This is a genomic window from Flagellimonas olearia (genome assembly GCF_009184425.1).
Taxonomy (GTDB): domain Bacteria; phylum Bacteroidota; class Bacteroidia; order Flavobacteriales; family Flavobacteriaceae; genus Flagellimonas; species Flagellimonas olearia.
The window spans coordinates 1193304-1219278 of the sequence record NZ_WELG01000001.1; the positions used below are offsets into that span (position 1 = coordinate 1193304).

The 25975-nt window shown below is 44.3% G+C and carries 26 protein-coding genes and 1 tRNA gene; 18 read left to right on the forward strand and 9 right to left on the reverse strand.

All coding sequences use genetic code 11. The annotated features are described in order from the left end of the window. Position 1: 1 nt before the first annotated feature. From F8C76_RS05080 to ribB, 8 genes are all read left to right on the forward strand, one after another. Complete coding sequence (locus tag F8C76_RS05080) at positions 2-316, forward strand: thioredoxin family protein (protein ID WP_129652546.1); 315 nt, start codon at positions 2-4, stop codon at positions 314-316. Further along, positions 297-554 carry a DUF6952 family protein gene (locus F8C76_RS05085; protein ID WP_129652547.1) on the forward strand — a complete coding sequence of 86 codons (258 nt, stop codon included), beginning with the start codon at positions 297-299 and terminating at the stop codon, positions 552-554. Before F8C76_RS05080 ends, F8C76_RS05085 begins: the two co-directional genes overlap by 20 nt. A gap of 93 nt (positions 555-647) precedes the next feature. After that, entirely contained in the window at positions 648-1154 is a 507-nt protein-coding gene (gene tpx, locus F8C76_RS05090) for a thiol peroxidase (protein ID WP_129652548.1), read from the forward strand. Then, a complete protein-coding gene (locus F8C76_RS05095; protein WP_152130733.1) occupies positions 1147-1512 on the forward strand; it encodes a diacylglycerol kinase in 366 nt (121 codons plus the stop codon). Before tpx ends, F8C76_RS05095 begins: the two co-directional genes overlap by 8 nt. A gap of 62 nt (positions 1513-1574) precedes the next feature. Continuing rightward, complete coding sequence (locus F8C76_RS05100) at positions 1575-3953, forward strand: DNA translocase FtsK (protein ID WP_152130734.1); 2379 nt, start codon at positions 1575-1577, stop codon at positions 3951-3953. A 4-nt stretch (positions 3954-3957) separates the two neighbouring features. Beyond that, positions 3958-4605, forward strand: coding sequence for an outer membrane lipoprotein periplasmic chaperone LolA1 (lolA1, locus tag F8C76_RS05105; protein ID WP_129652551.1), 648 nt, complete (start codon positions 3958-3960; stop codon positions 4603-4605). A gap of 3 nt (positions 4606-4608) precedes the next feature. Further along, entirely contained in the window at positions 4609-6096 is a 1488-nt protein-coding gene (locus F8C76_RS05110; RefSeq protein ID WP_152130735.1) for an LptF/LptG family permease, read from the forward strand. Beyond that, positions 6096-7232 (forward strand): 3,4-dihydroxy-2-butanone-4-phosphate synthase, encoded by a 1137-nt coding sequence (gene ribB, locus F8C76_RS05115; protein WP_152130736.1) that lies wholly within the window; start codon positions 6096-6098, stop codon positions 7230-7232. The genes F8C76_RS05110 and ribB overlap by 1 nt, the downstream gene beginning before the upstream one ends. Before the next feature lie 25 nt (positions 7233-7257). On the opposite strand, the gene F8C76_RS05120 is transcribed toward ribB, so the two are convergent. Together F8C76_RS05120 and F8C76_RS05125 are read right to left on the reverse strand one after the other, a co-directional pair. Continuing rightward, positions 7258-8451, reverse strand: a complete 1194-nt coding sequence (locus F8C76_RS05120) for a DegT/DnrJ/EryC1/StrS family aminotransferase (RefSeq protein ID WP_152130737.1) — start codon at positions 8449-8451, stop codon at positions 7258-7260. Positions 8452-8472: 21 nt separating this feature from the next. Further along, on the reverse strand, positions 8473-9225 hold the full coding sequence (locus F8C76_RS05125) for a sulfite exporter TauE/SafE family protein (protein ID WP_152130738.1): 753 nt from the start codon (positions 9223-9225) through the stop codon (positions 8473-8475). 103 nt (positions 9226-9328) lie between these two features. Here F8C76_RS05125 and F8C76_RS05130 point away from each other — a divergent pair. Next, positions 9329-9413: transfer RNA gene (locus F8C76_RS05130), tRNA-Ser, on the forward strand. Between the two features lie 71 nt (positions 9414-9484). Here the strand turns inward: F8C76_RS05130 and F8C76_RS05135 are convergent. From F8C76_RS05135 to F8C76_RS05160, 6 genes are all read right to left on the reverse strand, one after another. After that, positions 9485-10369, reverse strand: a complete 885-nt coding sequence (locus F8C76_RS05135; protein WP_152130739.1) for a diacylglycerol/lipid kinase family protein — start codon at positions 10367-10369, stop codon at positions 9485-9487. After that, positions 10366-12333: an LTA synthase family protein gene (locus tag F8C76_RS05140; protein ID WP_152130740.1), complete on the reverse strand. Its 1968-nt coding sequence runs from the start codon at positions 12331-12333 to the stop codon at positions 10366-10368. The genes F8C76_RS05135 and F8C76_RS05140 overlap by 4 nt, the downstream gene beginning before the upstream one ends. Positions 12334-12350: 17 nt before the next feature. Next, complete coding sequence (locus F8C76_RS05145) at positions 12351-13886, reverse strand: DUF3570 domain-containing protein (protein WP_152130741.1); 1536 nt, start codon at positions 13884-13886, stop codon at positions 12351-12353. Beyond that, complete coding sequence (locus tag F8C76_RS05150) at positions 13849-14058, reverse strand: DUF4266 domain-containing protein (RefSeq protein WP_129652559.1); 210 nt, start codon at positions 14056-14058, stop codon at positions 13849-13851. Before F8C76_RS05150 ends, F8C76_RS05145 begins: the two co-directional genes overlap by 38 nt. 8 nt (positions 14059-14066) lie before the next feature. After that, positions 14067-14978, reverse strand: a complete 912-nt coding sequence (locus F8C76_RS05155) for an FAD:protein FMN transferase (RefSeq protein ID WP_211372138.1) — start codon at positions 14976-14978, stop codon at positions 14067-14069. A 144-nt stretch (positions 14979-15122) separates the two neighbouring features. After that, the gene (locus F8C76_RS05160) at positions 15123-15566 is read right to left on the reverse strand and encodes a thioredoxin family protein (protein WP_152130743.1); all 444 of its coding nucleotides are present in this window, start codon (positions 15564-15566) and stop codon (positions 15123-15125) included. Between the two features lie 107 nt (positions 15567-15673). Here F8C76_RS05160 and F8C76_RS05165 point away from each other — a divergent pair, with 107 nt between their 5' ends. From F8C76_RS05165 to ygiD, 4 genes are all read left to right on the forward strand, one after another. Then, the gene (locus tag F8C76_RS05165) at positions 15674-16195 is read left to right on the forward strand and encodes an RNA polymerase sigma factor (RefSeq protein ID WP_152130744.1); all 522 of its coding nucleotides are present in this window, start codon (positions 15674-15676) and stop codon (positions 16193-16195) included. 50 nt (positions 16196-16245) lie between these two features. Further along, positions 16246-17160 (forward strand): FecR family protein, encoded by a 915-nt coding sequence (locus F8C76_RS05170; protein WP_170283980.1) that lies wholly within the window; start codon positions 16246-16248, stop codon positions 17158-17160. 24 nt (positions 17161-17184) lie between these two features. Next, positions 17185-19728, forward strand: coding sequence for a TonB-dependent receptor plug domain-containing protein (locus F8C76_RS05175; RefSeq protein WP_170283981.1), 2544 nt, complete (start codon positions 17185-17187; stop codon positions 19726-19728). 303 nt (positions 19729-20031) lie between these two features. After that, entirely contained in the window at positions 20032-20862 is an 831-nt protein-coding gene (gene ygiD / locus F8C76_RS05180) for a 4,5-DOPA-extradiol-dioxygenase (protein ID WP_152130747.1), read from the forward strand. 15 nt (positions 20863-20877) lie between these two features. On the opposite strand, the gene F8C76_RS05185 is transcribed toward ygiD, so the two are convergent. Next, positions 20878-21507 carry an NAD(P)H-dependent oxidoreductase gene (locus F8C76_RS05185; protein ID WP_152130748.1) on the reverse strand — a complete coding sequence of 210 codons (630 nt, stop codon included), beginning with the start codon at positions 21505-21507 and terminating at the stop codon, positions 20878-20880. A 151-nt stretch (positions 21508-21658) separates the two neighbouring features. Here F8C76_RS05185 and F8C76_RS05190 point away from each other — a divergent pair, with 151 nt between their 5' ends. The 5 genes from F8C76_RS05190 to F8C76_RS05210 all read left to right on the forward strand — a co-directional run bounded on the left by F8C76_RS05190 (position 21659) and on the right by F8C76_RS05210 (position 25970). Beyond that, positions 21659-22054, forward strand: coding sequence for a DoxX family protein (locus F8C76_RS05190; protein ID WP_152130749.1), 396 nt, complete (start codon positions 21659-21661; stop codon positions 22052-22054). Between the two features lie 42 nt (positions 22055-22096). Continuing rightward, complete coding sequence (locus F8C76_RS05195) at positions 22097-22483, forward strand: tRNA-binding protein (RefSeq protein ID WP_152130750.1); 387 nt, start codon at positions 22097-22099, stop codon at positions 22481-22483. A gap of 21 nt (positions 22484-22504) precedes the next feature. Next, a complete protein-coding gene (locus F8C76_RS05200; protein ID WP_152130751.1) occupies positions 22505-23536 on the forward strand; it encodes a DUF4421 family protein in 1032 nt (343 codons plus the stop codon). 266 nt (positions 23537-23802) lie between these two features. Then, entirely contained in the window at positions 23803-24642 is an 840-nt protein-coding gene (locus tag F8C76_RS05205; protein ID WP_152130752.1) for a PD40 domain-containing protein, read from the forward strand. A 683-nt stretch (positions 24643-25325) separates the two neighbouring features. Then, positions 25326-25970 carry a response regulator gene (locus F8C76_RS05210; RefSeq protein ID WP_152130753.1) on the forward strand — a complete coding sequence of 215 codons (645 nt, stop codon included), beginning with the start codon at positions 25326-25328 and terminating at the stop codon, positions 25968-25970. Positions 25971-25975 lie beyond the last annotated feature (5 nt).

A 25975-nucleotide genomic window follows, 5' to 3' on the forward strand; every position in this document is an offset into this window, starting at 1 on the left:
CATGGTCATAGAATTGGAAAAAGACAACCTGAGCGAGCTTGTTGCCAGCAACGAGTCCGTAGTGGTGCAATACTCTGCATCCTGGTGTGGAAATTGCAGGATTATGAAGCCCAAGTTCAAAAAAGAGGCTTCGCTTAACCAAAATGTCACTTTTGTGATGGTTGATGCAGAAAAATTCCCGGAGTCACGGAAAATGGCCAATGTGGACAATCTGCCCACCTTTGCCGCCTTTTCCAACGGGACATTAAAAAATCAGGTGCAGACCAACAAATATGATGTACTAAAAACCTTGGTCAATGAAGTTGCCCATCATTAAACAACTGGTAAATTTTGTTGAGGAGCATGACGAGGATTATCTGTTGGAAACAGCGGAAACCTTGGAAAGCATTTGCGAGGTCGCCACGTTAAAGGACAATGAACTGGACACCATCGGAGAAATCATCTCCAATATCTATGGTGCCTTGGAAGTGTCCAGCGAGATACAAAAGGGGACTCCAAAGAAAGAGGCCATGAATGCCTTTATGTCTCGGGTGCTCAGTTCCATCGACAAATAAACCATACTATATTTTCTAGTCAAGAACCTTCCCGTAATGCATTATGGGAAGGTTTTTTTTAAGTACTTTTGGACCTGAACCAAATAGAAAAACATGGCTACAGTCACCTTAAAAGGAAATGAAATACACACTCTTGGAAACCTTCCCGAAAATGGTTCCCAAGCCCCGGAATTCAAATTGACAAAGAACGACCTCTCCCCTGCTTCCCTATCGGATTATGCTGGCCAAAAAGTGGTCTTGAACATATTCCCAAGTATAGATACCGGTACTTGTGCACAATCGGTTCGCCAATTCAACCAGGAAGCTGCCGAACTGGACAATACCAAAATACTTTGTATCTCCAAAGACCTCCCTTTTGCCCAAACCCGTTTTTGTGGTGCCGAGGGGATTGACAAGGTTGAGACCCTATCCGATTTCAGGGATGGAAATTTTGGAAAATCCTATAAGGTGGAGTTTACCGATGGTCCATTGCAAGGGCTTCTGTCACGCTCCGTGGTAGTACTTAATGAAAATGGACAGGTCATCTATTCCGAACAAGTTTCCGAAACTGTGGACGAGCCCAATTACAAAGCCGCGCTTGAAGCATTGATGGATGCCTAAGGAATCTTTTTTCAAGAATAGGATCCGTAGTATAGGTTATGCGCTCAAAGGCATGTTCTTGCTTTTGCGTACCGAGGCCAGTATCAAAATCCAATTTTTTATTGCCTTGGTAATGACCGTAGCAGGATTCTATTTTGAAATCTCGGCCACGGAATGGATTCTTCAACTCTTTGCCATTGGATTGGTCATGGGTATAGAGGGAGTGAACACGGCCATTGAAAAATTAGCCGATTATGTACAACCCGATCATGACCCAAAAATTGGTCTGATCAAGGATATTTCGGCGGGTGCCGTGATGATCGTATCCATTGTGGCCAGTATCATTGGATTGATCATCTATATACCCAAACTGATGTAATGACATCCAAGACCCGGTATAGCAGCGTAAATTTGTAAATTAGCCCCATAGCAAACGGATTAATGGCAAAGAAAAGGACAAAATCAAAATCCAAACCTACAACCGCCAAAAAGAAGGTCTCCTTTAGGCCTTCCAAGCAAAACAAGATTATCTTGGGCAGTTTACTGATTGTACTCAGCATAGCACTTTTCTTCTCGTTCATGTCCTATTATTTCACCTGGCAGGAAGATCAGAGCATTCTATCCGAGTTTGCCCACAGAAACGCCGAGGCCAGTAACTTATTGAACAAGTTCGGGGCCAGTGTGAGTCATTTTTTCATGTACCAAGGATTTGGCCTTGCATCGTTTGCCTTTCCTTTATTACTGGCTGTCACTGGACTATACCTGTTTTTGGGGCTAAGCGGAAAAGGTCTCATTGGTAAATGGATTTGGGGCTTCATCGGTATAATCTGGGTATCCATTGCCTTGGGTTTCTTTGCTTCGAGCCAACCTTTGTTGGGTGGACTTATTGGCTTTGAAATGAACGATTTCCTCCAAGATTACACCGGAAAAATCGGGGTGTTCCTAATCTTGATTTTCATGCTGATGGTCATCTTGGTGCAACTCTTCAATTTTACACCTGAAGGGGTCGCCAATTTCTTCCGTTCGCAACGCCAAAAAATAAAGTCCGATTTTCAAACGGAAACCACTGTTTCGGAAAAACAGGAAACGGAAGAGCACCCTATTGAGTTGGACGTGCAAGAGGAAGAAGTTGCCATTTCCGTGGACACCTACACCCACAAAAAAGATATCCCTCCCCTTCAGAATGAAGCTGGGTTGGACGTGAACCTTCCCCAAGAAGAAGAGGAGGATATCAGCCTAGAGGTTGAGAAGGTTCAAGAAGAAAAGGAGGAAAAAGACATCAAGGCCGAAAAGTTGGTCAAGGATTTTGGGGAATTCGACCCAAAGCTGGAACTCGGCAGCTATAAATTCCCTCCTTTGGAACTATTGGAAGCCCATGGTGCCGCTGGTGGCATTACCATCAACCAAGAGGAACTGGAGGAAAACAAAAACCGTATTGTAAGCACCCTAAAGAATTACAAAATAGGGATCGCGCAGATCAAGGCCACCATAGGCCCTACGGTCACCCTATACGAGATTGTCCCTGAAGCGGGCATCCGCATCTCCAAGATCAAAAATCTGGAAGATGACATAGCCCTTTCCCTAGCCGCTCTGGGAATTCGGATCATTGCCCCCATTCCTGGCAAGGGAACCGTGGGTATTGAGGTGCCCAACAAGAACGCTTCCGTTGTCTCCATGCGATCGGTGATTGCATCCAACAAGTTTCAAAAAGCGGAAATGCAACTTCCCATTGCTTTTGGAAAGACCATTAGCAACGAGACCTTTGTGGTGGATCTGGCCAAAATGCCCCACCTGCTGATGGCGGGTGCTACCGGGCAAGGGAAATCCGTAGGATTGAATGCGGTGATCACTTCGCTCCTCTACAAAAAACATCCGGCAGAAATCAAGTTTATTTTGGTCGACCCCAAAAAGGTGGAATTGACCCTCTACAACAAAATTGAACGGCATTTCTTGGCCAAGCTCCCGGATTCGGACGAGGCCATCATCACGGACAACACCAAGGTAATCAACACCCTGAACTCCCTCTGTATTGAGATGGACAATCGCTACGAGTTGTTGAAAACGGCCATGGTACGAAACATTAAGGAATACAATGCCAAGTTCAAGGCCCGTAAATTAAATCCGAACGATGGACATAAATTCCTTCCCTACATCATTTTGGTGATTGATGAGTTTGCAGACTTGATCATGACCGCGGGCAAGGAAGTGGAAACGCCTATTGCCAGATTGGCACAGTTGGCCCGAGCTATCGGGATTCATTTGATCATTGCCACCCAACGACCTTCGGTAAACGTGATCACGGGTATTATAAAGGCGAACTTCCCGGCAAGGATTGCGTTCAGGGTAACCTCCAAGATAGATTCACGGACCATTCTGGACGCCCAAGGTGCCGACCAACTTATTGGCCGCGGGGATATGCTCTACACCCAAGGGAATGATGTGACCCGTTTGCAATGTGCCTTTGTAGATACCCCTGAAGTGGCCAAAATCACCGAATACATTGGGTCGCAACGCGCCTATCCAGAAGCCCATTTACTGCCAGAATACGTAGGTGAAGACTCTGGCACGGGTATTGATTATGATATTTCGGAAAGGGATGCCATGTTCCGCGAAGCCGCCGAAGTCATCGTTACGGCACAACAAGGTTCCGCCTCCCTGATCCAACGAAAACTGAAATTGGGATACAACCGGGCCGGTAGGATCATTGATCAACTGGAAGCCGCTGGGATTGTAGGTCCTTTTGAAGGAAGTAAAGCCCGTCAGGTCTTGATTCCGGACATGTATTCCTTGGAACAATTTTTAGAAAACGAATCAAAATAATACCATGATCAAAAAACACATTCTTTTTATCGGACTTTTTACCGTTGCACTATTCTCATATGGGCAGAGCTCATCGCAGGCCAAGGCACTTTTGGACGAAGTCTACAATAAGGTGAAAAGCTATGACAACATCTATATCGACTTTACTTCCACCTTGGAGAACAGTGAGGCCAATTTGAAACAGGAAACCCATGGCAATGTTTCCCTAAGTGGCGAAAAATACTTTTTGAACTATTTTGGGGCCCAACAATTATATGATGGCACCAAGGTCTACACCGTTGTTCCCGAAAATGAGGAAGTAACCATAGAGGATGTCGATCAAGATGCCGACAATGTGAGCCCTTCAAAAATGCTCACCTTCTATAAAACCGGGCATAACTATGCCTGGGACATCTTGCAAAATGTGGGGGGAAGAAAAATACAATACGTAAAGCTCACCCCTATTGATTCCAATACCGAGATCAAATCCGTACTCTTGGGCGTTGACACACAGACCAAACACATCTACAAGCTCATCCAGACGGGAAACAACGGTACAAAAACTACCATAACCGTTAATTCTTTCAAAACCAACCAGCCATTTTCAAGTACCCTCTTTACCTTTGACGAGAAAAAATACGAGGATAAAGGGTATTACATAACACGAAACTAGCCATTGAAAATACTAGACCAGTATATATTATCGAGGTTTCTCTATAACTTCTTTAGCTCCTTTGTCATCTTGATCGTCATATTCATTTTTCAGGGAATATGGCTTTTTATAGATGATTTGGCGGGAAAAGGTCTAGGCATGGTCATTATTGGGAAGTTTATTTTTTATTTCATCCCCACTTTGGTGGACAAGGTATTGCCCCTAACCGTATTACTGTCGTCCATCCTTACCTTTGGTACCTTTGCGGAAAACTATGAGTTCGCCGCCATGAAGGCTTCTGGAATATCCCTTCAGCGAGGGATGCGAAGCTTGATAATCTTTGTCCTTTTTTTGGGAGTGGTCACCTTTTTCTTCGCCAACAATATCATTCCAAAATCGGAACAGAAAATATTCAACCTACGGCGTAACATTGCCAAGGTAAAACCTGCTGCAGCCATTACCGAAGGAGTTTTCAGCGATTTTGAAGGCACCGGTGAGGGCATGAACATTAAAGTGGAGCGAAAGTACGGGGAACAAGACCGGTTTTTGGACAATGTGGTCATCCACAAAAAAACCAACCAAAATGTAAACAATACGGTCATCAAGGCCAAAGGTGGAGAGCTGATCAGTAGTGAAGATTCCGACATTATCCAGCTGGTACTGAAAGATGGCAATTACTACGAGGAGCTGGTCCCAAAGGATAACAAGGAAAAGAGAAAACAACCCTTTGCCAAGGCCCATTTTGAAACCTACACCATCAACATAGATATTTCGGAACTGAACAACCAAGACTTGGAAGAAGACGGCAATATTACCACGGACAAAATGAAGAATGTGGGACGTTTGATCAAGGATATCGATTCATTGGGAACCAACAATCTGGAAAAAGTGGAGGCATTCTCCAAAAATATTGTCAACCGTATGGGGGCATTTCCTCCAAAATCAACTGTTGGGGACACCATTCAAACCGCAACCCAGATTCCCGTAACCAAAATTTCAAAGGATTCCCTCAATAGTGTGGACGAGCTTTTGGCATCATTGCAGGACTGGCAACAGCTGCAGGTGGTCAACAATGCCAAAAATTCGGTTTCAAGTGTCTTGACCACCGTAGTTTCCAAAAAAGAGGAACTGCAACAACGGTTCAAATTTTACAACAGTCATATCCTTTCCTTGCACAAAAAGTTTGCCTTGGCATTTTCGTGTATCATTCTATTTTTTGTGGGAGCACCCTTGGGGGCCATTATCCGAAAAGGAGGCCTGGGATTACCCATGGTGATTGCCATTGTCTTATTTTTGACCTACTATTTTATTGGAGTGTTTGCGGGCAATTACGCCAAGGAAGGTAATATACACCCAGCCATTGGGGCCTGGCTTTCTACCTTGATCATGCTTCCCTTAGGGGTTTCACTGACCAAAAGGGCCACCGCGGATAGAGGACTGTTTGGGTTTGGACATATTATAGATCGCATTAGGAGCATATTTAAACGAAAAAGAAAAGATTCTGAAGAGTAATGGTCGAGGAGAAAAAAATACAATTGCACGCCATAGAGGAAGCCATTGAAGACATCAGACAAGGTAAAGTCATTATTGTGGTGGATGATGAAAACCGCGAGAATGAAGGTGACTTTGTGGCCGCTGCCGAACTGATTTCCCCCGAAACAGTGAATTTCATGGCCACCCATGGTCGAGGGCTTATCTGCGCCCCACTTACCGAAGGGAAATGTAAAGATTTGGGACTCCACATGATGGTCACGCACAATACCGACCCGCTGGAAACCGCCTTTACAGTTTCTGTGGATTTAAGGGGAAATGGGGTCACTACGGGAATTTCCGCCTCGGATAGGGCCAAAACCATTTTGGCCTTGACCAATGCCAATACAAAGGCCCATGAACTGGCCCGCCCCGGACATATTTTTCCACTCATTGCCAAGGAAGGTGGCGTATTGCGCCGCACCGGACATACCGAAGCTGCCATTGATTTTGCCCGCTTGGCAGGATTGGAACCCGCTGGCGTCATCGTGGAAATCATGAACGAAGATGGCACCATGGCCCGATTGCCCCAACTTTTGGAGGTAGCCAAAAAATTTGACCTTAAAATCGTTTCCATCGAGGATTTGATCGCTTACCGAATGGAACATGATAGCCTGATTGAACTCAAAGAGGCCTTCACTATCCAAACCCGATTTGGGGAATACCGTCTGCGCGCCTACAAACAGACCACCAACGATCAAGTACATATTGCTTTGGTCCGTGGTAGCTGGAAGCACGGCGACCCAGTCCTGACCCGTATCAACTCTACCCTTGTGAACAATGATATTTTGGGCACCTTGACCAACAATCCGGATGAAACCTTGAACCGAATGTTCAATGCCTTGAACGCCGAGGATAAGGCTGCCATGATCTTTATCAATCAAGGGAACCAATCCAAGAATTTGTTGGGTCGCTTGGCGGAGTTCAAGAAACTTCAGGCGGAGGGGATCCACAAAGCCCCAAAAATTGATATGGACACGAAAGATTTTGGTATCGGCGCCCAGATTTTGCACGACCTCAATATTTCCAAAATCCGCTTGCTTTCAAATTCCGCACAGACCCGAAGAGTGGGGATGGTAGGTTACGGTTTGGAAATTGTGGAGTATGTGAATTATTAGGTTTTCCCAAATACAAAATTGTGGGCTAGATGGTTTTCTTGAGGATTTCCGCTATTTTTTTTGCCCTTTCCCGGACTTCGTCTTCCGTCCAACCCAATTTGATCAGACAGGAAATGGTCCGGCCCACCCAGTGGTCCGAGGCAGAAAAATCGGCCTTGGAATAATCCGGTAATCCCTCAATGACTTCCTGGGGCAGCTTGCCCAATGATTTCAACTGGGTGAGATGCTCCCATTTCCTGTAGTAGTGCCAGTTGTTGTTGTACCAATAGAAGCAGGCATCAACCCCTGCTCCGCCCAAAGCTTTGTGGGCTTGTTGGGCAATCGCTTCCGAAGGAAGAAAGAAACTCAGGAAGGAGTAGTTTTCCTCACCCCCATCAGGTACCGTCCGAAAAGTAACCTCCGGAACCTCTGACAACGCCTCCCTTAAAATGGTATAGTTTTTCTTCTGCAGGGCAATGAATTCATCCAATCTATCCAACTGGGCCAATCCCACGGCAGCATTCAACTCTGAAATTCGAAAATTGTATCCCAAAAAAGGATGGGCCTCTGCTCCCCTATCATTTCCAATATGGTCATGGCCGTGGTCCGAGTATTTATGGGCATTTTCATAATACGCTGTAGTATTGGTGATGACCGCCCCGCCTTCACCGCAGGTGATGGTTTTTACATAATCAAAGGAAAAACAGCCCAAATCCCCAATGCTACCCAAAGGTTTTCCTTTATAACTTCCCCCTATGGCCTGGCAGGCATCTTCCAAAAGCAAAAGGCCGTGTTGGTCGCAAATCTGTTGCAGTGTCTCCAAGTTGGCCATGGAACCGCACATATGCACGGGCATCACCACTTTGGTACGGGGGGTTATCGCTTTTTCCACTGCAGATGGGTCCAACGTCAAGGTATCATCTATGTCCACCAAAATAGGAATGGCGCCAAGGGCCAAAATGGATTCAAAACTGGCCACAAAGGTGAACGTGGGCATGACCACCTCGTCCCCTGCCCCTACGCCGGCACTGGCCAACGCTACCGTAAGTGCGGCCGTGCCACTGCTCAACAGGTGTACATGCTTGGACTTCATTTTAGCGGAAAGGGCAGCTTCCAGCTCCTTTGCCTTCCAATGTCCGTTACGCATTCCATCGAACCCATAACGCATCAATACCCCCGAGTCCAGCACATCCTGTACCTGTTCCCGTTCCCTATCTCCAAAAAGTTCAAAACCCGGCATACTTCCCTTGTTTAAAATTGTTTAAAAAAACCACAGTTTAATGGCCATGACTATGACCACGACCACTAAAAAGGTCTTTATGAACCCGTCTCCCTTTTTTACCGAATAACGGCTCGCCACCCATGCTCCGGAGCCATTTCCAATGGCCAAAATAAGTCCCAATTTCCAATTCACCTTATCATTAAGGGCAAAAACGGCCAAAGCGGACAGCATATAAATAAAAACCACGGCCACCTTGGTGGCATTGACCCGAACGAGGTTCATCCGGTTTACGTAGTGCATAAAAAATATCATTAAAAACCCTAGACCTGCATTGATGAATCCGCCATAGATCCCAAAAAAGAAGAACACAATAAGACTCAGCCACAGGTATTTGCCCGTGAGCCTTTCTTCCATGTCCTCCAAGCGCATCTTGGGCTTGAAAACAATGATAAGCACCACGGCCAACATGACCATGGCCAAAATCCGGTTAAAGGTCTCGCCGTTGATATCAATCGCAATCCAAGCTCCCAAAATAGCCCCTAAAAAGGCCGCAATACCCAAATATAGATTGAAAGGGAATGTGGAAACGCCCTTACTCTTGAATCCTGCAGTGGCCAAGGCCGTTTGGATAACAATGGCCACCCTATTGGTACCGTTTGCCACGGCTGGGGGAAGTCCCAAAAAGATAAGGGTGGGCAAGGACAGTAAGGAACCCCCTCCCGCCACGGTATTGATAAAGCCTACAGCAAAACCAACCGCAACCAAAAGCACATAGTGGTACCATTCCATCATGTAGACAAAAGTACTCCCTTAAAATGGGATTCATTCGTGCAAAAAATTAAAGTTTATAAACTTTTACAGAACCAAAAAAGCTTTATATATTTGCACCCGCTTAGGAGGAATGGCAGAGTGGTCGAATGCGGCAGTCTTGAAAACTGTTGAGGGTCACACCTCCGGGGGTTCGAATCCCTCTTCCTCCGCTGAGAGACATCATCTCAAAACAATGGACCCTGTGAATAATTGATTCACAGGGTTTTTTATTTCCCTTGACTTAAGGCACCAATACATTCAAAGCCCCTTCCTCTACCGAAACACTAACTTGTCTGTCCTCTAAATGGTGTAGTTCCCCATCTGCCTGCATAAAACGGTTTTCATCTTGACCCTCAAAGCTAAACTTGAGTTCCTTTACTTTAAAGTACTGTATCTTTTTGAGATATTGATTGAGCCTAAGTAGCATAAAAAGTCCAAGTATAAGGATTTCACCTTTTGTCAGGTTTTCTATAATCACCACATCCAACAATCCATCTTGCAAGGAAGCCATTCGGGTAAGTGAAATATCGTACCCCATTACCTTGGAGTTAGAAACGAAAAACATAAACGGATTTGTCTTAAAGGTCTTTTGGTTAAACTCAACCTTGATCCTTTCCTTGCTGCTAAAATCCCTGATGGACCGTACAACTGCCTTGACATAGGCCCAAAACCTGCGTTGGCCGCCGGCATTGTAATTGGAAATCACCTTGACATCAAAACCAATCCCCATATTGCTAAAGAAGGGTCTGCCGTTCACCATGGCGACATCTATACGACTTACCCTGCCCTTTTTAATGGTCTCCATCGCTGCTTTTAACCGCCGTGGAATCTTGAGACTTTCGGCCAATCCGTTTCCAGAACCCATGGGGACAATTCCCAATAGAACAGGAGTGTGGACCAAACATGAAGCCACTTCATTGATGGTCCCATCCCCTCCACAGGCCACGAGTACATCCACTCCGCTTTCAACGGATTCTTTGGCCAGTTTGGTTGCGTGTCCAGCATAATTGGAGGTCTTTACGGTTATCTCGTAAGCTGTTGCATCGAAATATCCGGACAGAGCCTTTTCGTCCAATACACTCCCCTTACCTGCAATAGGATTTACAATAAAATGGACCTGTGTCATTGTGCAAGTTTTACGTCAAGCCCGCCATGGTTATACAGATGGTCGGCCAATTGATAAAATGAAATGGTCTGGTTCAAAAATGTTGTGTCCACAGCCTCCTTTGTCAGACTATTGTCAGCTTGGTCCCATTTGTATTGGTTGGCGGTCTTACCATCTCCCAATACCATCAAATCGTCTGACTTCAACAATCCGAGCTTCCTGTAGTTCCCAATAAAGGCCCTTTGTTCCGAAGGTTCCATGCTAAAAACATCCCTTCCGAAGAAGTTGTTCCGGTACTGCCATCCCAACAGCGAGAAAACGGTTGGCATCACATCTATTTGGGAGCATTGCTGGGTAATCTGTCTTTGTTTAAACCCATCAAAATTCACCAAGATTGCAGGAATCCGATAGTTGGCGACATCCAATTCCCACTTCCCGGCACTACTGCCACAATGGTCCGCCATGATCACAAAGACCGTATTCTTATACCAGGGCTTGGTCTTGGCCTTTCGCAAGAAGTTCCCTATGGCATAATCCGTATACTTGACCGCTCCACTTCTTCCCGTTCCCGATGGAATATCAATTTTTCCCTCAGGATACGTGAAGGGCTTATGGTTGGAAGTGGTCATTATAAAATTGAAAAAAGGCACCCCTTTCTTTGAAGACCGTTCAGCTTCTTGGATGACCTTCCCAAAAATATCCTCATCGCATACGCCCCAGGCATTCTCAAACGTCACCTCATCATCTTCAATGTTTCTTCGGTCCGTGACAATATCCCCAGATGGCAAAAAGCCTCTCCCACGATCCACAATATCAAATCCATTTCCACTGAAGAATTTGTCCATATTGTCAAAATAGCCATCACCCCCATAAAAGAAAGTCCTGGAATACCCCTTGCTTTTGAAGACTTCCCCAATGGTATATAGGTCTCGGTTGTGTTCTCTTTTTACAATGCTTCTTCCCGGTGTTGGCGGTATGGCCAATGTTATGGCTTCCATTCCCCGGACCGTTCTAGTTCCGGTGGCATATACATTGGTGAAGTATGCTTCTGCCTTGGCTACGGAATCCAGATGGGGTGTCAAATTTTTGTCATTCCCAAAGACACCCAAATACCTGGCACTCAAACTTTCCACACAAATGAGCACTACATTTGGTCTCTTTTCCACCTCTCCCTTCACGAGCCGTAAAATGTTCTTTTCAGGAAAAAGAAGACTATCGGAAGGAGCCTTAATCTGTTCCTCTGCGGTAGCGAGGACTTTCCTTTCGGGCAAGGTCTTGTAGAAATCCGTGTAACTGAGTTCATTGTTCCTAAATGCCGCAAAGAAGGAATAAATGCCCGCTTTGGACAATTCATTGTTATAGCGATTGCTTGATAGTTCCGCCTGTTCGTTCTGGATGGTACCTGCAAAAAATAGCATGATGACCATGGCTATACAGGCTGGCGCCAACTTTTGTCTGAAAGTTGTGGTTGATTTAAATGTTTCTTTAAAAGTTCCCTTTCGATTGAACCACCAAACAGTAAGTCCCACCAAAAGTAACATCCCTCCAATAAGCAGTGGTAAAGGATAGGATTCATTGATATTCTTTATCACCTCATAGGTATAGATCAAGTAATCCACGGCAATAAAATTGAACCGTCTTTGGAACTCGTCCCAAAAGGTAATCTCGGCAAAAAAGGAAAAATAGATGATCAACAGACCTATGGCCAAACCAAAATAGCACACAATCCGGTCAAAAATTGAACCATATAGCCTTTGGGGCAACAGTAGAAAATATAGGGAGGCCACCACGTAGAAAAAGGACAAGGTGCCCAAATCAAAGAAGAAACCAACAAAGAAAACCTTGAGCAGTCCCCAAAACGAATGCTCCACCTGCGAAAAATCCATCAGCAAAAAGGTCAAGCGTACCAAAAAGGAGAGCCCCAAAAACACCACCGAAAAAGCGTTGATGATGGAAAAACGGGATGGAAAAATATTTTTTAACATATACAAAGTGTTCTTTTCTAATCCATTACAAACTTGAACCCAACACCAAAGTAATTGGCCTTGAGACCCGTGTTCCGGTGATAGTTGTTATACTTCAGGTCAATGCTCTTCAGGCCAAACCGCCACGTCCTGAACTTGGTGAAGATGTCCGTATAGGTAACCCCAAACCCAAATTGATGGGCATCATAGGCAGATAGGTCAAAGTCTGATGTGTAGTATTGTTCCGTGGATAAATGGGTATCGAACGGGGCAAAATAGTCTATCTGGTTCTGCGTGTAATAGCGATAGGATGGGTAGAGCGTAAAGTTTTGCGAAACCTTGATGGGCAACTCAATATTGGCCGTATGGGCCTGTAATCCCCAATCGTCAAAATAATAGCGATAATAGGTGCGTACCGTAAGTATCTCATTGAAATAGTGGTTCAGGCGAAATCCAATGGGGAATTTCAATCTTGTATCCGGCAAGCGTTCCATATCATCCGCCAGCATAAATACATCGGTATTTTGTGATGAAGTGTAATTGGGGATACTGGCAGGATTACCAATAAAGTAGTTGGAGACATCGGCAAAATAGACCCGCTGCATGGGATTGGCCAGCCACCCCTGTTGACTGACCACATCGGCAAAAATGGAAATTTGGGTATTCTTGCCCAGAATCTGTGAAAAGGATGCCGATAGCGCAAAACTGTTCCTTTTTTTATCAGAGATCAAGCTAAAACCATCAACGGGCCTCCAGGTAGCCGTACCATTTTTATTCGTGACGAGCCCATTCCTGTTCAAAATATCCACCCCAGCGAAAAACCCACTGTTAAGATTGCCCCCTACCTCCAGATAACTGTCCAACTCGGTAGGATATCTTGGCAGCCATGTATCCAAAAACACACTCCCCTTTATACTGACTTCCGTATTCTTTTCATTAAAAAGCTTGGTGATTCCTCCTCCAAAACCAACGGAGACATAATCATATTCTGAAGCGAAGGAGGCATTGGCATTCCAAATCTGGTTTCGGTCATCGGAACTATGGGCATACGCTACCGAAACACTGCCCCAAGTATCTTGTCGGGAAGCCCCGGAAGAAGCCACCCAAGGACTTCCAATGACACCGGAATAGCCTCCGTTGTTATCATCATCAAATTCGTCATCATCCCCTACTCCGCCAACTCCAGCATTTCCTGAGGCTCCACTAATGCCCGAACCGGTTTTGGTCAGGTCAAAAGGATTCAAATTGCTGGAAGAAGCCGAGGTATAGGTAGAAATTCCAACGTCAACGGTCAGCACATTATCATCGTTCAAGGGTATGCTCACCACAATGGAGGGTGCCACATCAGTCAATTGTTCTGTTCCGATACCCCCGGTAACGGAGGCATTGTTCCCGGTCTGTTCATAGTAACTGGAAAGAATATCCACCTCGGTGGATTCCAATACCCGCTTCTTATATCCTTCCGTGTTTGCTTGCTGTGCCATACCCATCAGAGGGCACAACAGCAAGATCCAGATAATTCTTTGCCTTTTTGGTTCAATTACATCCACAGCCGCCGCCTGTTTTTCCACCATTTCCCCCTGAAGCTCCTTCGCGGTAGACCTGATAGTTGATTTCGAACTTTGTAAACTTTTTATCAGCCAGGACCATATCGGGGTCATTGAGGTTTACTTTGTCATATTCATGCAGCACTACACAGGACGATAGGCTACAGAGACCATACAATGCAATTAAAATCTTCTTCATAGTTGAATTCATCTACTTTGGGTTTCCACTTCTTTTAGGGCGATATTCTTTGAGGTGACCACTTTATTGTCCTCATCCACAATAATGCACTCCACTCCTTTCAATTGGTTCACAAAATCAAGACCTGTTTCCACTCCCATAACAAATATGGATGTGGCCAGGGCATCCGCCAGTTCGGCATTCTTGGTAAAGACCGTGGCACTTAGAATCCCTTTGCTGGGGTAACCCGTTCTGGGGTCAATAATGTGGGTATAGCGCTCCCCATCAAGAATGATATACTTTTCATAATTGCCCGAAGTGACCACAGCCTGGTCCTTAATGGGCAACCAAGAGAAAACCTTATTTTTATTCAAGGGATTTATAATGGCCACCATCCAGTCCTTACCATCGGGCTGGGAGCCCCAGGCATTTAGGTCGCCCGATGCATTGATGATGCCCGACTCCACCCCGTGTTGCATTAGCAATTGCTTGGCTTTATCGGCGGCATACCCCTTGCCAATGGCACCAAAGCCGATCTTCATGCCTTTGTTCCTCAAAAAAACGGTTTGGTTTTCGTGATCCAACAGGATATTTTGGTAACCCACCTTGGAAACGGACTGCTTGATCGTTTCGGCCGGGGGCATTTGGGTAACAGAACCATCAAATTTCCAAATACGGTCCATGGAAGCATAACTGATATCAAAAGCCCCTTGGGTCAATTTGGAAATCTTCAAAGCTCGTTCAATGAGTTGAAAAAGTTCCTCGTCTACCTTTACGGGCTTCAACCCTGCATTATTGTTGATGGCAGAAGTCTGTGACTTGGGATCCCAGGAGGAAATCAGTTTTTCTATCCGGGAAATCTCCGATATGGCCAAATCCAAATACGCATTACCCTTTTCAGGGTTCTCAGCAACCACGGTGAGATCAAACCGACTTCCCATCAGTTTTAGGGTGCGCTGGTACACTTGAAGTTCGGTTATGGTATCGCTGGTTGTGCGGGACACTTCTTTGGGATGTCCCCAAAACCCCAAGCAGAAAATAAATGCGGTGGATATCACTTGCCCTATTCTCAACATAATCCAGTCTTAAAATGCGTTCAACTTGTTGAAATAGGCTTTTGGGCTCGCTTTTTCATAACCTGCCTGACCCAAGACATTCCCCTTGGGATCCAATACCACCACATAGGGGAAATACCCGTTGGGATTATATTTGGCCGCCAACGATTTATTCCTAGCTTCCTGTTCCTCGGGTAGTTTATTGCTTTTTTTTCGGGGGAAATCCGCCTTGAGCATTACAAAGTGGTCCTTGGCCAGATCTTGGAATTCCTTGGAACTCCATATTTCTCGATCCAGCTTAATACAAGGGGCACACCAATCGGAACCTTGGAAGACCAATACAATGTTATTGCTACTTTTTTGGGCCAGATCTTTGGCTGTGTCAAAGTTGGTTTGCCAATCTTGGGCCAAAACACCCTGAAAGAAAAATACACCACAGATGACCCATAGTGCTGCCCATTTTTTGTTTTTCATAATCAGATTCATTTCTTTTCCATTACTTAGACAGGTAAATAGAAAGACACCCTATTTTTTTCTAATTATTTTTGTGTGCCCCTAAAAGGGTTTCGCCAAAACAGAGCATGACAGAGGAAGACCCATCCATTTGTGAACAAAAAATCTACAATCAAATATTTCGTGCCCATTATGGGGCCGTGACACGGTTTGTATATTATAAATGTGGTGACCTTCAACAGGCTGAGGATATTGTACAAGACGTTTTTGTGAAGCTTTGGAGGTTGTGCTCCACCGTTTCCTTTTCCAAGGTAAAGGCATACCTGTACAGAGCGGCCAACAACTCTTTTCTCAATGAAAAATCCCATGAGAAAATTGTACTGAAGCACCTGCAAAGCACTTCTCCCTCCGTGGATTATGAAAATCCAGAATATTTGATGCAAATGGATCAATTCCATGAAAAATTGAAACAGGCCATAGCTACATTGCCCCAAAAGGAAAGGGAGGTGTATCTGCTGAGCAGGTTGGAAAAGAAAACCTATCCGGAAATCGCGGAACTATTGGGACTTGGTGTTAAGGCCGTAGAACGAAGAATGAGCAAGGCCTTATTGATTTTAAGGGACATTCTTGGAAAGGAATTAAAATTTTAATAGGGTAACGGATTGTTTAACTGTCTTTTACATACAAAGCGCAAATGCCTATGAAAGAAAAGTACGCGAATGAAGATTTTTTGACCCGATGGCTGGCTGGAGAGTTGAGCGATGAAGAGCTGGCGGGGTTCGAGGCATCCGATGTCTTTAGGGAACTTATGGCTATTGACGATGCGGCCAAATCCCTCAAAGGTCCAGATATTGATGTGGAAAAGGCCCTTTTGACGGTTACTTCAAAAAATCAAAACGTACAAAAGGCACCCAAGGTAAAACGCTTATGGGCATTTTCAGCAGCAGCGGCCTGTATTGCCCTCCTATTTGCAAGCTACACCTATTTCTTTGGCATTAAAACCTATTCCACGGGCATTGGCGAAAAAGAGACCATTCTTCTCGCTGATGGTTCCACAATCACATTGAATGCCAACTCATCCATATCTTATAGAAGATTCAATTGGGAGGAAGACCGAGCCGTGGATTTTGATGGAGAGGCCTTCTTTGATGTTTCATCTGGAAATGATTTTTCCGTTAAGACCCGTAAAGGAACCGTTTCTGTATTGGGAACCCAGTTCAATATCAAAAACCGAAAAGATTTTAAAGTACAATGCTATGAAGGATCCATTGAATTTAACCCATTGGATGTAAACCATCCTAGCATGAGACTTCAAAAAGGCATGGAGATATCCTTGATGAACGGGGAAATCCATCAAAGGCAATTTTCTAAAAACACCCCGGATTGGAAAAATGGATTTTCCTCTTTTTCCGAACAACCTCTTTCTGAAGTATTGGACGAACTTACCATTCAATATCCCATTCAATTTAAAATAGATGCTATTGACATCAATCGCAGATTCACTGGAAACTTTACCCATACCCATCTTGAGAATGCCCTAAAAACCACTTTGGAACCCATGGGAATCCAATATCATGTTTCTGCAGACAAAAGAATTGTTACCTTGTCTGAATAAGAAATGAGGTGTTTTATATCAGTCTTGCTACTCTTTCTTGGCATTTCCATGTCCAATGCCCAGGAAAACCTATTCTTTGAATTTGAGGAAACTCCCCTAAAAGATGTGATCCAGCGACTGGAAAGGGAAATTGATCTGCGTTTTTCCTATGCGGAAGATTTGGTGGAGCATAAAAGTATTACCGCTATTGCCGAAAACCTGTCTCTTGACGAACTACTCGGCCTCTTGGAAGCCCAGACCGGATTACATTTTGAAAAAATAGCGGAGCACCCACAGGTCATTATTGTACCCAGAGTACCAGATAAGGACATCTGCCTCTATTTTTTGGATCAAGATACCCGATTTCCCATTGCCGAGAACGAAGTAATGCTGGACTCAAGCTTGGTGATGGAAACCGACAAAAGTGGACTGATCCAATTTAAAAATACTGGAAAATCTACCTATCAACTGGAAGTTGCCGGATATCATATGGTACAGGTAATACCCAAAGAAACGTGTACCTCCGTGTACCTTGCCCCCGTTTATAAAGAACTCAAGGAGGTCGTGGTCACCTCTTACATTACCACCGGAATCGACAGAAACCGTGATGGATCCATTACCCTTTCCCAAGCGCCCTTGGGGTCCATACCCGGCCAGACCACCCCTGATATTCTCCAAAGCATCCAACTTATTCCAGGGGTTGCCAGTTTGGATGAATCAGCATCCGGCATACAGATACACGGGGGCACTTCCGATCAGAACTTGGTGCTCTTTGACCATATCCGGGTATTCAATACGGGGTATCTGTATGGCATGTTGTCCAGATTCAATCCCTACGCCACCGAGAAAGCCACTATTTTTAAGACCGCCACCAGTGCTGCTTTTGGGGATAGGGTTTCAGGTATCATTGATATCAGTACAGACGATGAGGTCGCTAAAAAATTATCAGGAGGGCTTGGGTTGGATGGGTTAAGTGTTGACGGGTATATCAAAGTACCCCTTTCAAAAAAATCATCACTGTCCCTTTATGCCCGAAATGCCTATTTGGATGTATACAAAACCCCGACCTATGAGGCCTATGCCAAGAAAATTTTCAACAATACCGGCTCTGTGACCGATATGAATGGAAATCCATTGAACGTAAGCACGGATGATAGCTACACCTACAATACCAGTGAAAATGAGTTCAGATTCTATGATCTCAATGCCAAGTATGTTTACAATCCCAACCCGAAGGACAAGATTTCCCTGAGTGCGCTAATGACCCGAAACCGAACCCTTTTCTCCTTTAGCAGTCAAGGCGAGACCAAAAAAGATTCTCTCACCACAGGGAACGGAGGCGTTAGTATCAACTGGGAACACCGCACATCCCCAACACAGACGGATCAGATCACCACCTATTTCTCGTCTTATGATTCCTACTATAAAAATGAGGAGTACATCGGACAGATGTTGGAAGAAACCAACATTAGGGGAAACAGGATCAGTGATTTTGGCTTTGAGCTTAAATCGGACAGGGTTTTAAGGAACAATGATGCACTGGGTTTTGGCTACCAACTGTCCAATACCAATTTGGAAATAGACCTGAGCAGTGTCTCCCACCTGGATTTGAGCAACGAAGTTAGTCTGCCTGTCCATGAAAGCAACTTGAAAAATGTTCTTTTTGGGGAGTACTCTATCAGAAAGGACAATGGAGGTATGTTTAGATTGGGGCTCAGAACGGTCCACTATGGCAGTTTGGGAAAAGTATATCTGGAACCCAGACTCAATATTGAGTTGCCGATCAATAAATCATTTCGAATCCGGACCGGGCTGGAAAGAAGAAACCAGCCCATCTCCCAACTCATCGAGTTCAACCAAACCGAACTGCGACTGGATAACAATCTCTGGAGGCTTTCCGATAATACCAACTATCCCCTCCTTCAGGGCAATCAGTTTTCGGCAGGCCTACTTTTTGATCGGAACGGTTGGACCTTGGATGCGGAAGGATACTATAAGGGAATAACCGGACTCACCTCATATAGTCAGGGGTTCCATCTCCCCCAGCCAGACCTCAGCGAAGGAAAAAGTCGGATTATAGGTGTTGATCTTCTATTAAAAAAACGTATTCGAAATTATAGGTTCTGGGTGGGATACGCTTTCAACGATGTGAATTTCACTTTCGATGATATCCAGGAAGATAGTTTTTCCGGGAATAATGACATTCCCCATAGTTTTCGGATATCCAATAGTCTGGATATAAAGAACCTGGAACTTTCCTTAGGGTGGCAGTACCGCTCCGGAACGCCTTTTACCCCCATAGAAAGCTATAACGAAGCAACGAGGGAGGTTGTCTTTGGTACAATCAATGAGAGTAGACTGCCCAATTTCCATAGATTGGATGCTTCGTTGACCTATCGGTTCCCCATACAACACCGGTCTTCCATAATACAGATTGGTTTTTCCGCACTGAACCTCTATAACCGCATTGTACCCCTGTCCATTATCCATAGGACCACTCAAGAAAATGACCAAGTACTCTTGGAACAGGTGATACACAGAAGCTCATTGGGCTTTACACCGAACCTCCACCTTAGGATGTTTTTTTAATGTACTTTTATAGGGAATATATCATGTACATATATCTGAGGAAGAATTTGCGCAAGCTCTGGAGCAAGCGGGATTACCCAAGCCTGTTGCCCCATTTTTCGCGGGAACACATACAGCTACCTTGCATGGAGATCTATATGATGATGGCAACCCGTTGAGCCAATTGATAGGAAGGCCAATCACTCCAATTTCAGAATCACTTCTTAAAGTTTTATCATACAAGCAGGTTTTGTAAATTAAACCTAGCATGAAAAGAAAATATTTTTTAAAATCGTTCAATCTACTGCACTAAAAGGCACCGCAATGAATCTAAAAGACCTAAATAAAATGACTTCCCATCTGGGCAATACAGGCAAAATGCCCGTATTGTTCCTAGGGCATGGAAGCCCCATGAACGCCATTGAGGAAAATGAATTTGTCCAAGGGTTCAGAAAGGTCGGCAAGGATATTCCAAAACCCCATGCCATACTTTGTATCTCGGCCCATTGGGAAACCCGTGGCACCTTTGTTACGGCGATGCAAAACCCAAGGACCATTCATGATTTTGGTGGCTTTCCCCAAGCCTTGTTCGGTGTACAGTACCCCGCACCGGGCGACCCGGAACTGGCCCAAGAAACCCAAAAGCTCATTACAAAGGCCCATGTGGGACTAGATGATAACTGGGGACTGGACCACGGTGCTTGGAGTGTGATCAAACACCTCTACCCCAATGCGGATATTCCCGTGATCCAAATGAGTATTGATTACTCCCAACCCGCCCGTTATCATTATGAACTGGCAAAGCAAATCAATAGCCTACGCCAAAAAGGGGTTTTGATCATTGGAAGTGGCAACATGGTCCACAACCTTAGAATGGTGGCTTGGAACAAGTTGAATGAGGAGTTTGCCTTTGACTGGGCAACCGAAGCCAATGAGAAAATGAAATCGCACATTCTAAGTGGTGACCATCAAAAACTCATTGATTTTAAATCGCAAGGAAGGGCTTTTGACTTGGCCATCCCTACCCCTGAACATTATTTACCGTTGCTGTATGCCCTTGCCCTTCAAGGAGAAAAAGAGAAAATAACCTTGTTCAACGATAAACCCGTAGGGGGTTCCTTGACAATGACCTCATTAAAAATCGAAGAGGCCTGATCGGGCCTCTACACTTTACAAAGTCTCAAAAAGTTCGTGCAGCGGCTTGCGCACCTTCTTTCTAAACTGCGTATGGTCTTCTTGGGAACGATAGCCCACGGGAACGATTACGCTTGCATTCAAACCTTGTTCGGCCAAACCTAGGATCTCATTGTACTTTTCCACCTGATAGCCTTCCATGGGGCAGGCATCAATCCGCAGTTCGGCACAGGCCATCAAAAGCGTGGACATGGCCAGATAGGTCTGCTTTTCGGACCATGAAATCCAAGTGGCATCGTCCATTTCCACCAGACTACGCTTGATGAGGTTCCCATACCCCTCCAATTTGTCCACTGGGGTGCCCTGTATTTGGGAAATGGATTGGATATAGGCATCCACATCTTCATCCTTTCGTTCCGTATAATTACAGAACACAAAAAGATGGGAGGCATCCGTAATTTGATCTTGGTTCCATGAAGCCGTTTTCAATTCCTCCTTGAGCCCCTGGCTTGAAATCACCAATACTTTATACAACTGCAGTCCATAGGACGAGACGGATAATTGTATCGCCTCTTTCAGCTTCTCCATATCCTCTTTGGACACTTTTAGGTTAGGATCGAATGTTTTGGTGGCATATCGCCACTTCAAATGCTCCAGTAGTTCCATCTATAATTTCTCAATGGCGATGGGAGATATCCCATGCGGATTCACATACAAAAATAACCCATTGTATAAAAATATGGTCAAAACAGCTTTCAACGTTAACTACGCCACACTTTTACGACCTAGTTGGTACCACTATTAAAACAACACCATCATGACCCGTACATCCATCATCCATCTATTGTTGAAAATCATTGCCGCTGTAATTTTATTACAGACCCTATATTTTAAGTTCACTGCCGCCCCGGAATCAGTATATATATTTGAGACCTTGGGTCTGGAACCGGTTGAACGGATAGGAATCGGGGTATTGGAACTGTTGACCGCCATCCTTTTATTGGTACCAAGAACCACAGGGCTTGGGGCGGTATTGGGCATGGGAATCCTTGGAGGGGCCATTTTTTCACACCTTACCCAGCTTGGTATTGAAGTCCAGAATGATGGAGGCACCCTTTTTATCTTGGCCGTGATTACTTTTATCATTTGCTGTTACTTGGCCTGGCACCATCGTTTTGATATCCCCATATTGAAAAACCTATTGGGAAAGTGATAATATGGAGTTAAACCCATTATCGGTTTTGGCCCATTGGAAATGGAGATTGTACCTTGCGCAAAAAAACACCTGTCCGTGGATATTACACCCGACCAAAACCTTAGCTGGGAAGATTTTCAAAAAGTACAGATGGTAGTCGGCACCATCATTTCTGCTGAAATATTCGAAGAAGTCCGAAACCCGGCCTACAAGATGATCATCGATTTTGGGGATTTGGGAAAGCGAAAGACCTCTGCCCAAATCACACAACTATACACCCCCGAAGACCTTGTTGGAAAGCAAGTGGTGGCTGTGGTGAACTTCCCCCCAAAGCAGATTGCAAACATCATGAGTGAATGTCTTGTTCTTGGCGGAATTGGGGACAACAAGGAAGTAACCCTTATGCAACCGGAGCGAAACGTAAAAAACGGAACGCGGATTGGGTAAAGCTGTGTATCTTGTGACGATATGTCCAGATACCGTCTTAATAGTCCCTTACACTTTTCCCTTTTTGGGATTTTTTTCTTTTGCCTATTTTTTTCATGCTGGCAGGTACATTCGCAGCAAGATACCAGTAGGATTGTCACGTACACCGACAAAATTATTCTGAAGGCCAATATAGATACCCGGACCGATGTGCTTCTCTATAGAAACCAAAATGAAGATGAAAGACTGGAGCTGACCCCCAACAGCAGGTACCGACTTTTTCTATCATTGGATTATGAATTCGTTGGGGTAAGTGTGGGACTCGTTCCAAAATTCATGGGCGGGAATGTTGATGAGAACCTTAAGGGCGAATCATCATTTACCGACTATCAGTTTCGGTTTTTCTTGGGCAAATGGGTCCAAGGGTTGACCTATAACAAAACTTCTGGCTATTATGTGAGGAACACAGCTGATTTTGCACCGGACTGGATAGAAGGGACCCACCCGTACATACAATTCAACAGCCTTACCAACTCACAATATGGTATGTCCACTTCGTACGTACTCAACCCAAATTTTTCATATCGGAACATTGTTTATCAAAATGAGTGGCAGAAAGTCAGTAGCGGCAGCCTTATCCCAACCTTATATTATGACTACAATACTTTTACTTTTGATGAGCTGGACATCCGCAGTAAAGAACGGTTTTTTAACTTCAGGCTTTCCCCAAGATATTTCTACACCCTGGTATTGCATGAGAATTGGTTTATTTCCGGGAATGTATCCCCTTCCCTTGGTGTTCGCTTCTCCAAAGATGTGTCCACAGAAAATGGAATCACCGAGATTGAACGGAACACTTATTTCATCCGTTCCGTGTCAAGTGGCATCAATTTGGGGTACAGTTCAGAGAAGGTAATCTTTGGAATGAACCTAACCCTTAACTCCGATTGGTATAACGAAGACAGCAACAGCAGTGTGAAGACCGACCAATTTTATGGGGTACTGTATCTAGGCTATCGTTTTGAACCTCCACGATTTGTAAAAAAGCTATTTCGCCCTTTTACAACGAACTGAGACGGGCAAGACAGGAAATAGCCCATGCTCCCATCAACCACAGATTGCGGACTTTATATATGTAAAAAGGTCATCTTTTAGCAGATAAAAGGTTAAAAATCACCGATAAACGTTATTTGAAGCTTGTCTGAATGAAAAATCTTTAAAATTTTTTCGATAAACTGTACTTTTTACTCGGTAAAAGTAAAAACCTATGAAAAATTCATAAGTATTCCCTTAAAATCTTTTTGATCTTTGTCATGTATTAACCCCCAAATCAGAATATCATGACACGTTCACTTATCTACAGCCTACTTTTTTCTGGAATACTAATGTATAGCCAAAACAGCAATGCCCAAATGGACAAGGACCTTGTAACCCATGTCATGGAGGGCAATTTATCCACCTTGGATGGTTATGTACCTTCCATGACAGTGACCCAAGACGGTCAAACCGCTTATTTCAGTAAGGCTACCTATCAAAAGCCTTTAACCGGTGTGTTCTCCAAGAAAGAACTTATCCATGAAATCTACAGGGCCGAAAACATCAATGGCGAATGGAAGAATGTGACCAAAATGGAGGTTTGCCCAAAATATGCTTCCGCCAAACACCCTACCATTTCTAATGACGGCAAGCGTTTGTTCTTTGCTTCCAACATGCGAGGCAGCTATGGAAAATATGATATTTATGTAGCCGAAGTCAAGCCAGACGGTAGCTTGGGCGTATCCAAAAATTTAGGACCCAAGGTCAACACCAAGGAAGATGAGCTATATCCAAACCTCTACAATGGAACCTTGTTGTTCTTTGCTTCCGAAGGACGGGACGGTTTTGGTGGACTGGACCTGTATGCCACACAGGTTGTATTGAACACCTTGACCCCTTCTGTAAACCTGGGAGACCATATCAACAGTGATCGTGACGACTACGCCATTCAATTGAGTCCTGAAAAAGGATTGGGATTTGTAGTCTCCAATCGAGGTCAAAACCACACCATTTCACAGTATACGGTAGCCTACGGACATGCCAAAAAAGAGGACAACCGATATGTAGCGGATAGAGATAGCAATATCCAAACCGCCATGAACACCACCCAAGAGTACACCAGTACTTCTTATGAGGATAAATAAAACATGAAATAAAAGTCGGTCAACTACCTGAGGTGTCATCTGATTCTGTTTCATAGCCGAGATTCGAAACACTCATGACCATGATAAGAAAGACAGGGGGAACTGACAGTCTATCATAGAAGCGGGTTGTATTATTTCAATCTGACCGATTTTACCAAGAATAGGATGCATTAAAATGCATCCTATTTTTTTTGTATTGTTTTGAAATATAGGTATTTGCATTTTATTCCGTTCTTCCTTATCGTTGATTTTCAGCAAAACCAACCCATTGGCCGGAATGCATTTGAACGAAAAACACTACAAAAAATTCTGTGGGAGTGAAAAAAAAACTAATTTAATTTTTGAAATAATACAAACCCAAATCTATTAGTCATGAAAACAAACTACAATTCTCGGAAAAAAGGCATACCTAAAGCGACCTACAAGCTACTTTTTTAAGGTATCCAAAACCTTTTCTATACTACATTTTGATCTGACCCTATAAGGGTCAACCTGCCCTATTTGTTTGATTCGGACAATGGCAGCATTAGATGCGTGCATTTGATATTCAATGCTATGCTTCTTTGATATGCTTTCCATTTTCCTTCCATTCAACTGGCGGAACAGGTAGTTTTTGCCCAAACTTTCCCAAAAAGGGATTTAATTACAATAACAGAATCAGATGACCCCCAAATCTATGCGTCATGAGAACTTACCCCTTACAAATTGCGATCATCGATAATGATGAAAGCCTAAACCCTATGTATAAATTGTATTTTGAAGATACAGTGGAATACGGACTGCACGGTATTTATAGGACCGTTCATGAGCTTTTGTCCAATTTTGGAAGAAAGGCCCCGGATATCATTCTATCCGAAGTGACCTTGACCGGAATTTCCGGAATTGATGGCCTGGAATACTTCCTCAGGAAAGATGAAGACTTGAAAGTCTTGATGATGAGTCGCAAAAATGATTTCAAGCTCATCAAGGAAGCCTTTAAAAAGGGAGCCAGTGGCTACCTTACAAAACCTTTGACCAAAGAAAGGCTCTTTGCTGCCGTTGCAGCACTAGATCAGCATGGTGTGGCCCTGGAACACGATGTGGCCAAAAAAATCATCCACTCTTTCCAGACCAAATCCTTTGATTCCTTTTCAAGAAAGGAAAACCAAATAGCCGAACTCCTTACCCAAGGATTCACCTATAAGATGATTGCGGACAAGCTCTGCGTTACGCCGAGCGCGGTCAATTTCCATATTCAAAACATTTACGTAAAACTCAATGTCAACTCAAAATCAGAGGCCCTTGAAAAGCTTCGAGAAATGGAAATGCGCCAATTGAACGCAGCATAAAACCC

Bases quoted from the DNA above. Each gene is read 5' to 3' on its own strand.
- F8C76_RS05080 (WP_129652546.1), top strand. From the start codon at position 2: ATGGTCATAGAATTGGAAAAAGACAACCTGAGCGAGCTTGTTGCCAGC.
- F8C76_RS05085 (WP_129652547.1), top strand. From the start codon at position 297: ATGAAGTTGCCCATCATTAAACAACTGGTAAATTTTGTTGAGGAGCAT.
- tpx (WP_129652548.1), top strand. From the start codon at position 648: ATGGCTACAGTCACCTTAAAAGGAAATGAAATACACACTCTTGGAAAC.
- F8C76_RS05095 (WP_152130733.1), top strand. From the start codon at position 1,147: ATGCCTAAGGAATCTTTTTTCAAGAATAGGATCCGTAGTATAGGTTAT.
- F8C76_RS05100 (WP_152130734.1), top strand. From the start codon at position 1,575: ATGGCAAAGAAAAGGACAAAATCAAAATCCAAACCTACAACCGCCAAA.
- lolA1 (WP_129652551.1), top strand. From the start codon at position 3,958: ATGATCAAAAAACACATTCTTTTTATCGGACTTTTTACCGTTGCACTA.
- ribB (WP_152130736.1), top strand. From the start codon at position 6,096: ATGGTCGAGGAGAAAAAAATACAATTGCACGCCATAGAGGAAGCCATT.
- F8C76_RS05120 (WP_152130737.1), bottom strand. From the start codon at position 8,451: ATGCCGGGTTTTGAACTTTTTGGAGATAGGGAACGGGAACAGGTACAG.
- F8C76_RS05125 (WP_152130738.1), bottom strand. From the start codon at position 9,225: ATGATGGAATGGTACCACTATGTGCTTTTGGTTGCGGTTGGTTTTGCT.
- F8C76_RS05135 (WP_152130739.1), bottom strand. From the start codon at position 10,369: ATGACACAGGTCCATTTTATTGTAAATCCTATTGCAGGTAAGGGGAGT.
- F8C76_RS05140 (WP_152130740.1), bottom strand. From the start codon at position 12,333: ATGTTAAAAAATATTTTTCCATCCCGTTTTTCCATCATCAACGCTTTT.
- F8C76_RS05145 (WP_152130741.1), bottom strand. From the start codon at position 13,886: ATGGTGGAAAAACAGGCGGCGGCTGTGGATGTAATTGAACCAAAAAGG.
- F8C76_RS05150 (WP_129652559.1), bottom strand. From the start codon at position 14,058: ATGAAGAAGATTTTAATTGCATTGTATGGTCTCTGTAGCCTATCGTCC.
- F8C76_RS05155 (WP_211372138.1), bottom strand. From the start codon at position 14,978: ATGGGAAGTCGGTTTGATCTCACCGTGGTTGCTGAGAACCCTGAAAAG.
- F8C76_RS05160 (WP_152130743.1), bottom strand. From the start codon at position 15,566: ATGAAAAACAAAAAATGGGCAGCACTATGGGTCATCTGTGGTGTATTT.
- F8C76_RS05165 (WP_152130744.1), top strand. From the start codon at position 15,674: ATGACAGAGGAAGACCCATCCATTTGTGAACAAAAAATCTACAATCAA.
- F8C76_RS05170 (WP_170283980.1), top strand. From the start codon at position 16,246: ATGAAAGAAAAGTACGCGAATGAAGATTTTTTGACCCGATGGCTGGCT.
- ygiD (WP_152130747.1), top strand. From the start codon at position 20,032: ATGAATCTAAAAGACCTAAATAAAATGACTTCCCATCTGGGCAATACA.
- F8C76_RS05185 (WP_152130748.1), bottom strand. From the start codon at position 21,507: ATGGAACTACTGGAGCATTTGAAGTGGCGATATGCCACCAAAACATTC.
- F8C76_RS05190 (WP_152130749.1), top strand. From the start codon at position 21,659: ATGACCCGTACATCCATCATCCATCTATTGTTGAAAATCATTGCCGCT.
- F8C76_RS05195 (WP_152130750.1), top strand. From the start codon at position 22,097: ATGGAGATTGTACCTTGCGCAAAAAAACACCTGTCCGTGGATATTACA.
- F8C76_RS05200 (WP_152130751.1), top strand. From the start codon at position 22,505: ATGTCCAGATACCGTCTTAATAGTCCCTTACACTTTTCCCTTTTTGGG.
- F8C76_RS05205 (WP_152130752.1), top strand. From the start codon at position 23,803: ATGACACGTTCACTTATCTACAGCCTACTTTTTTCTGGAATACTAATG.
- F8C76_RS05210 (WP_152130753.1), top strand. From the start codon at position 25,326: ATGAGAACTTACCCCTTACAAATTGCGATCATCGATAATGATGAAAGC.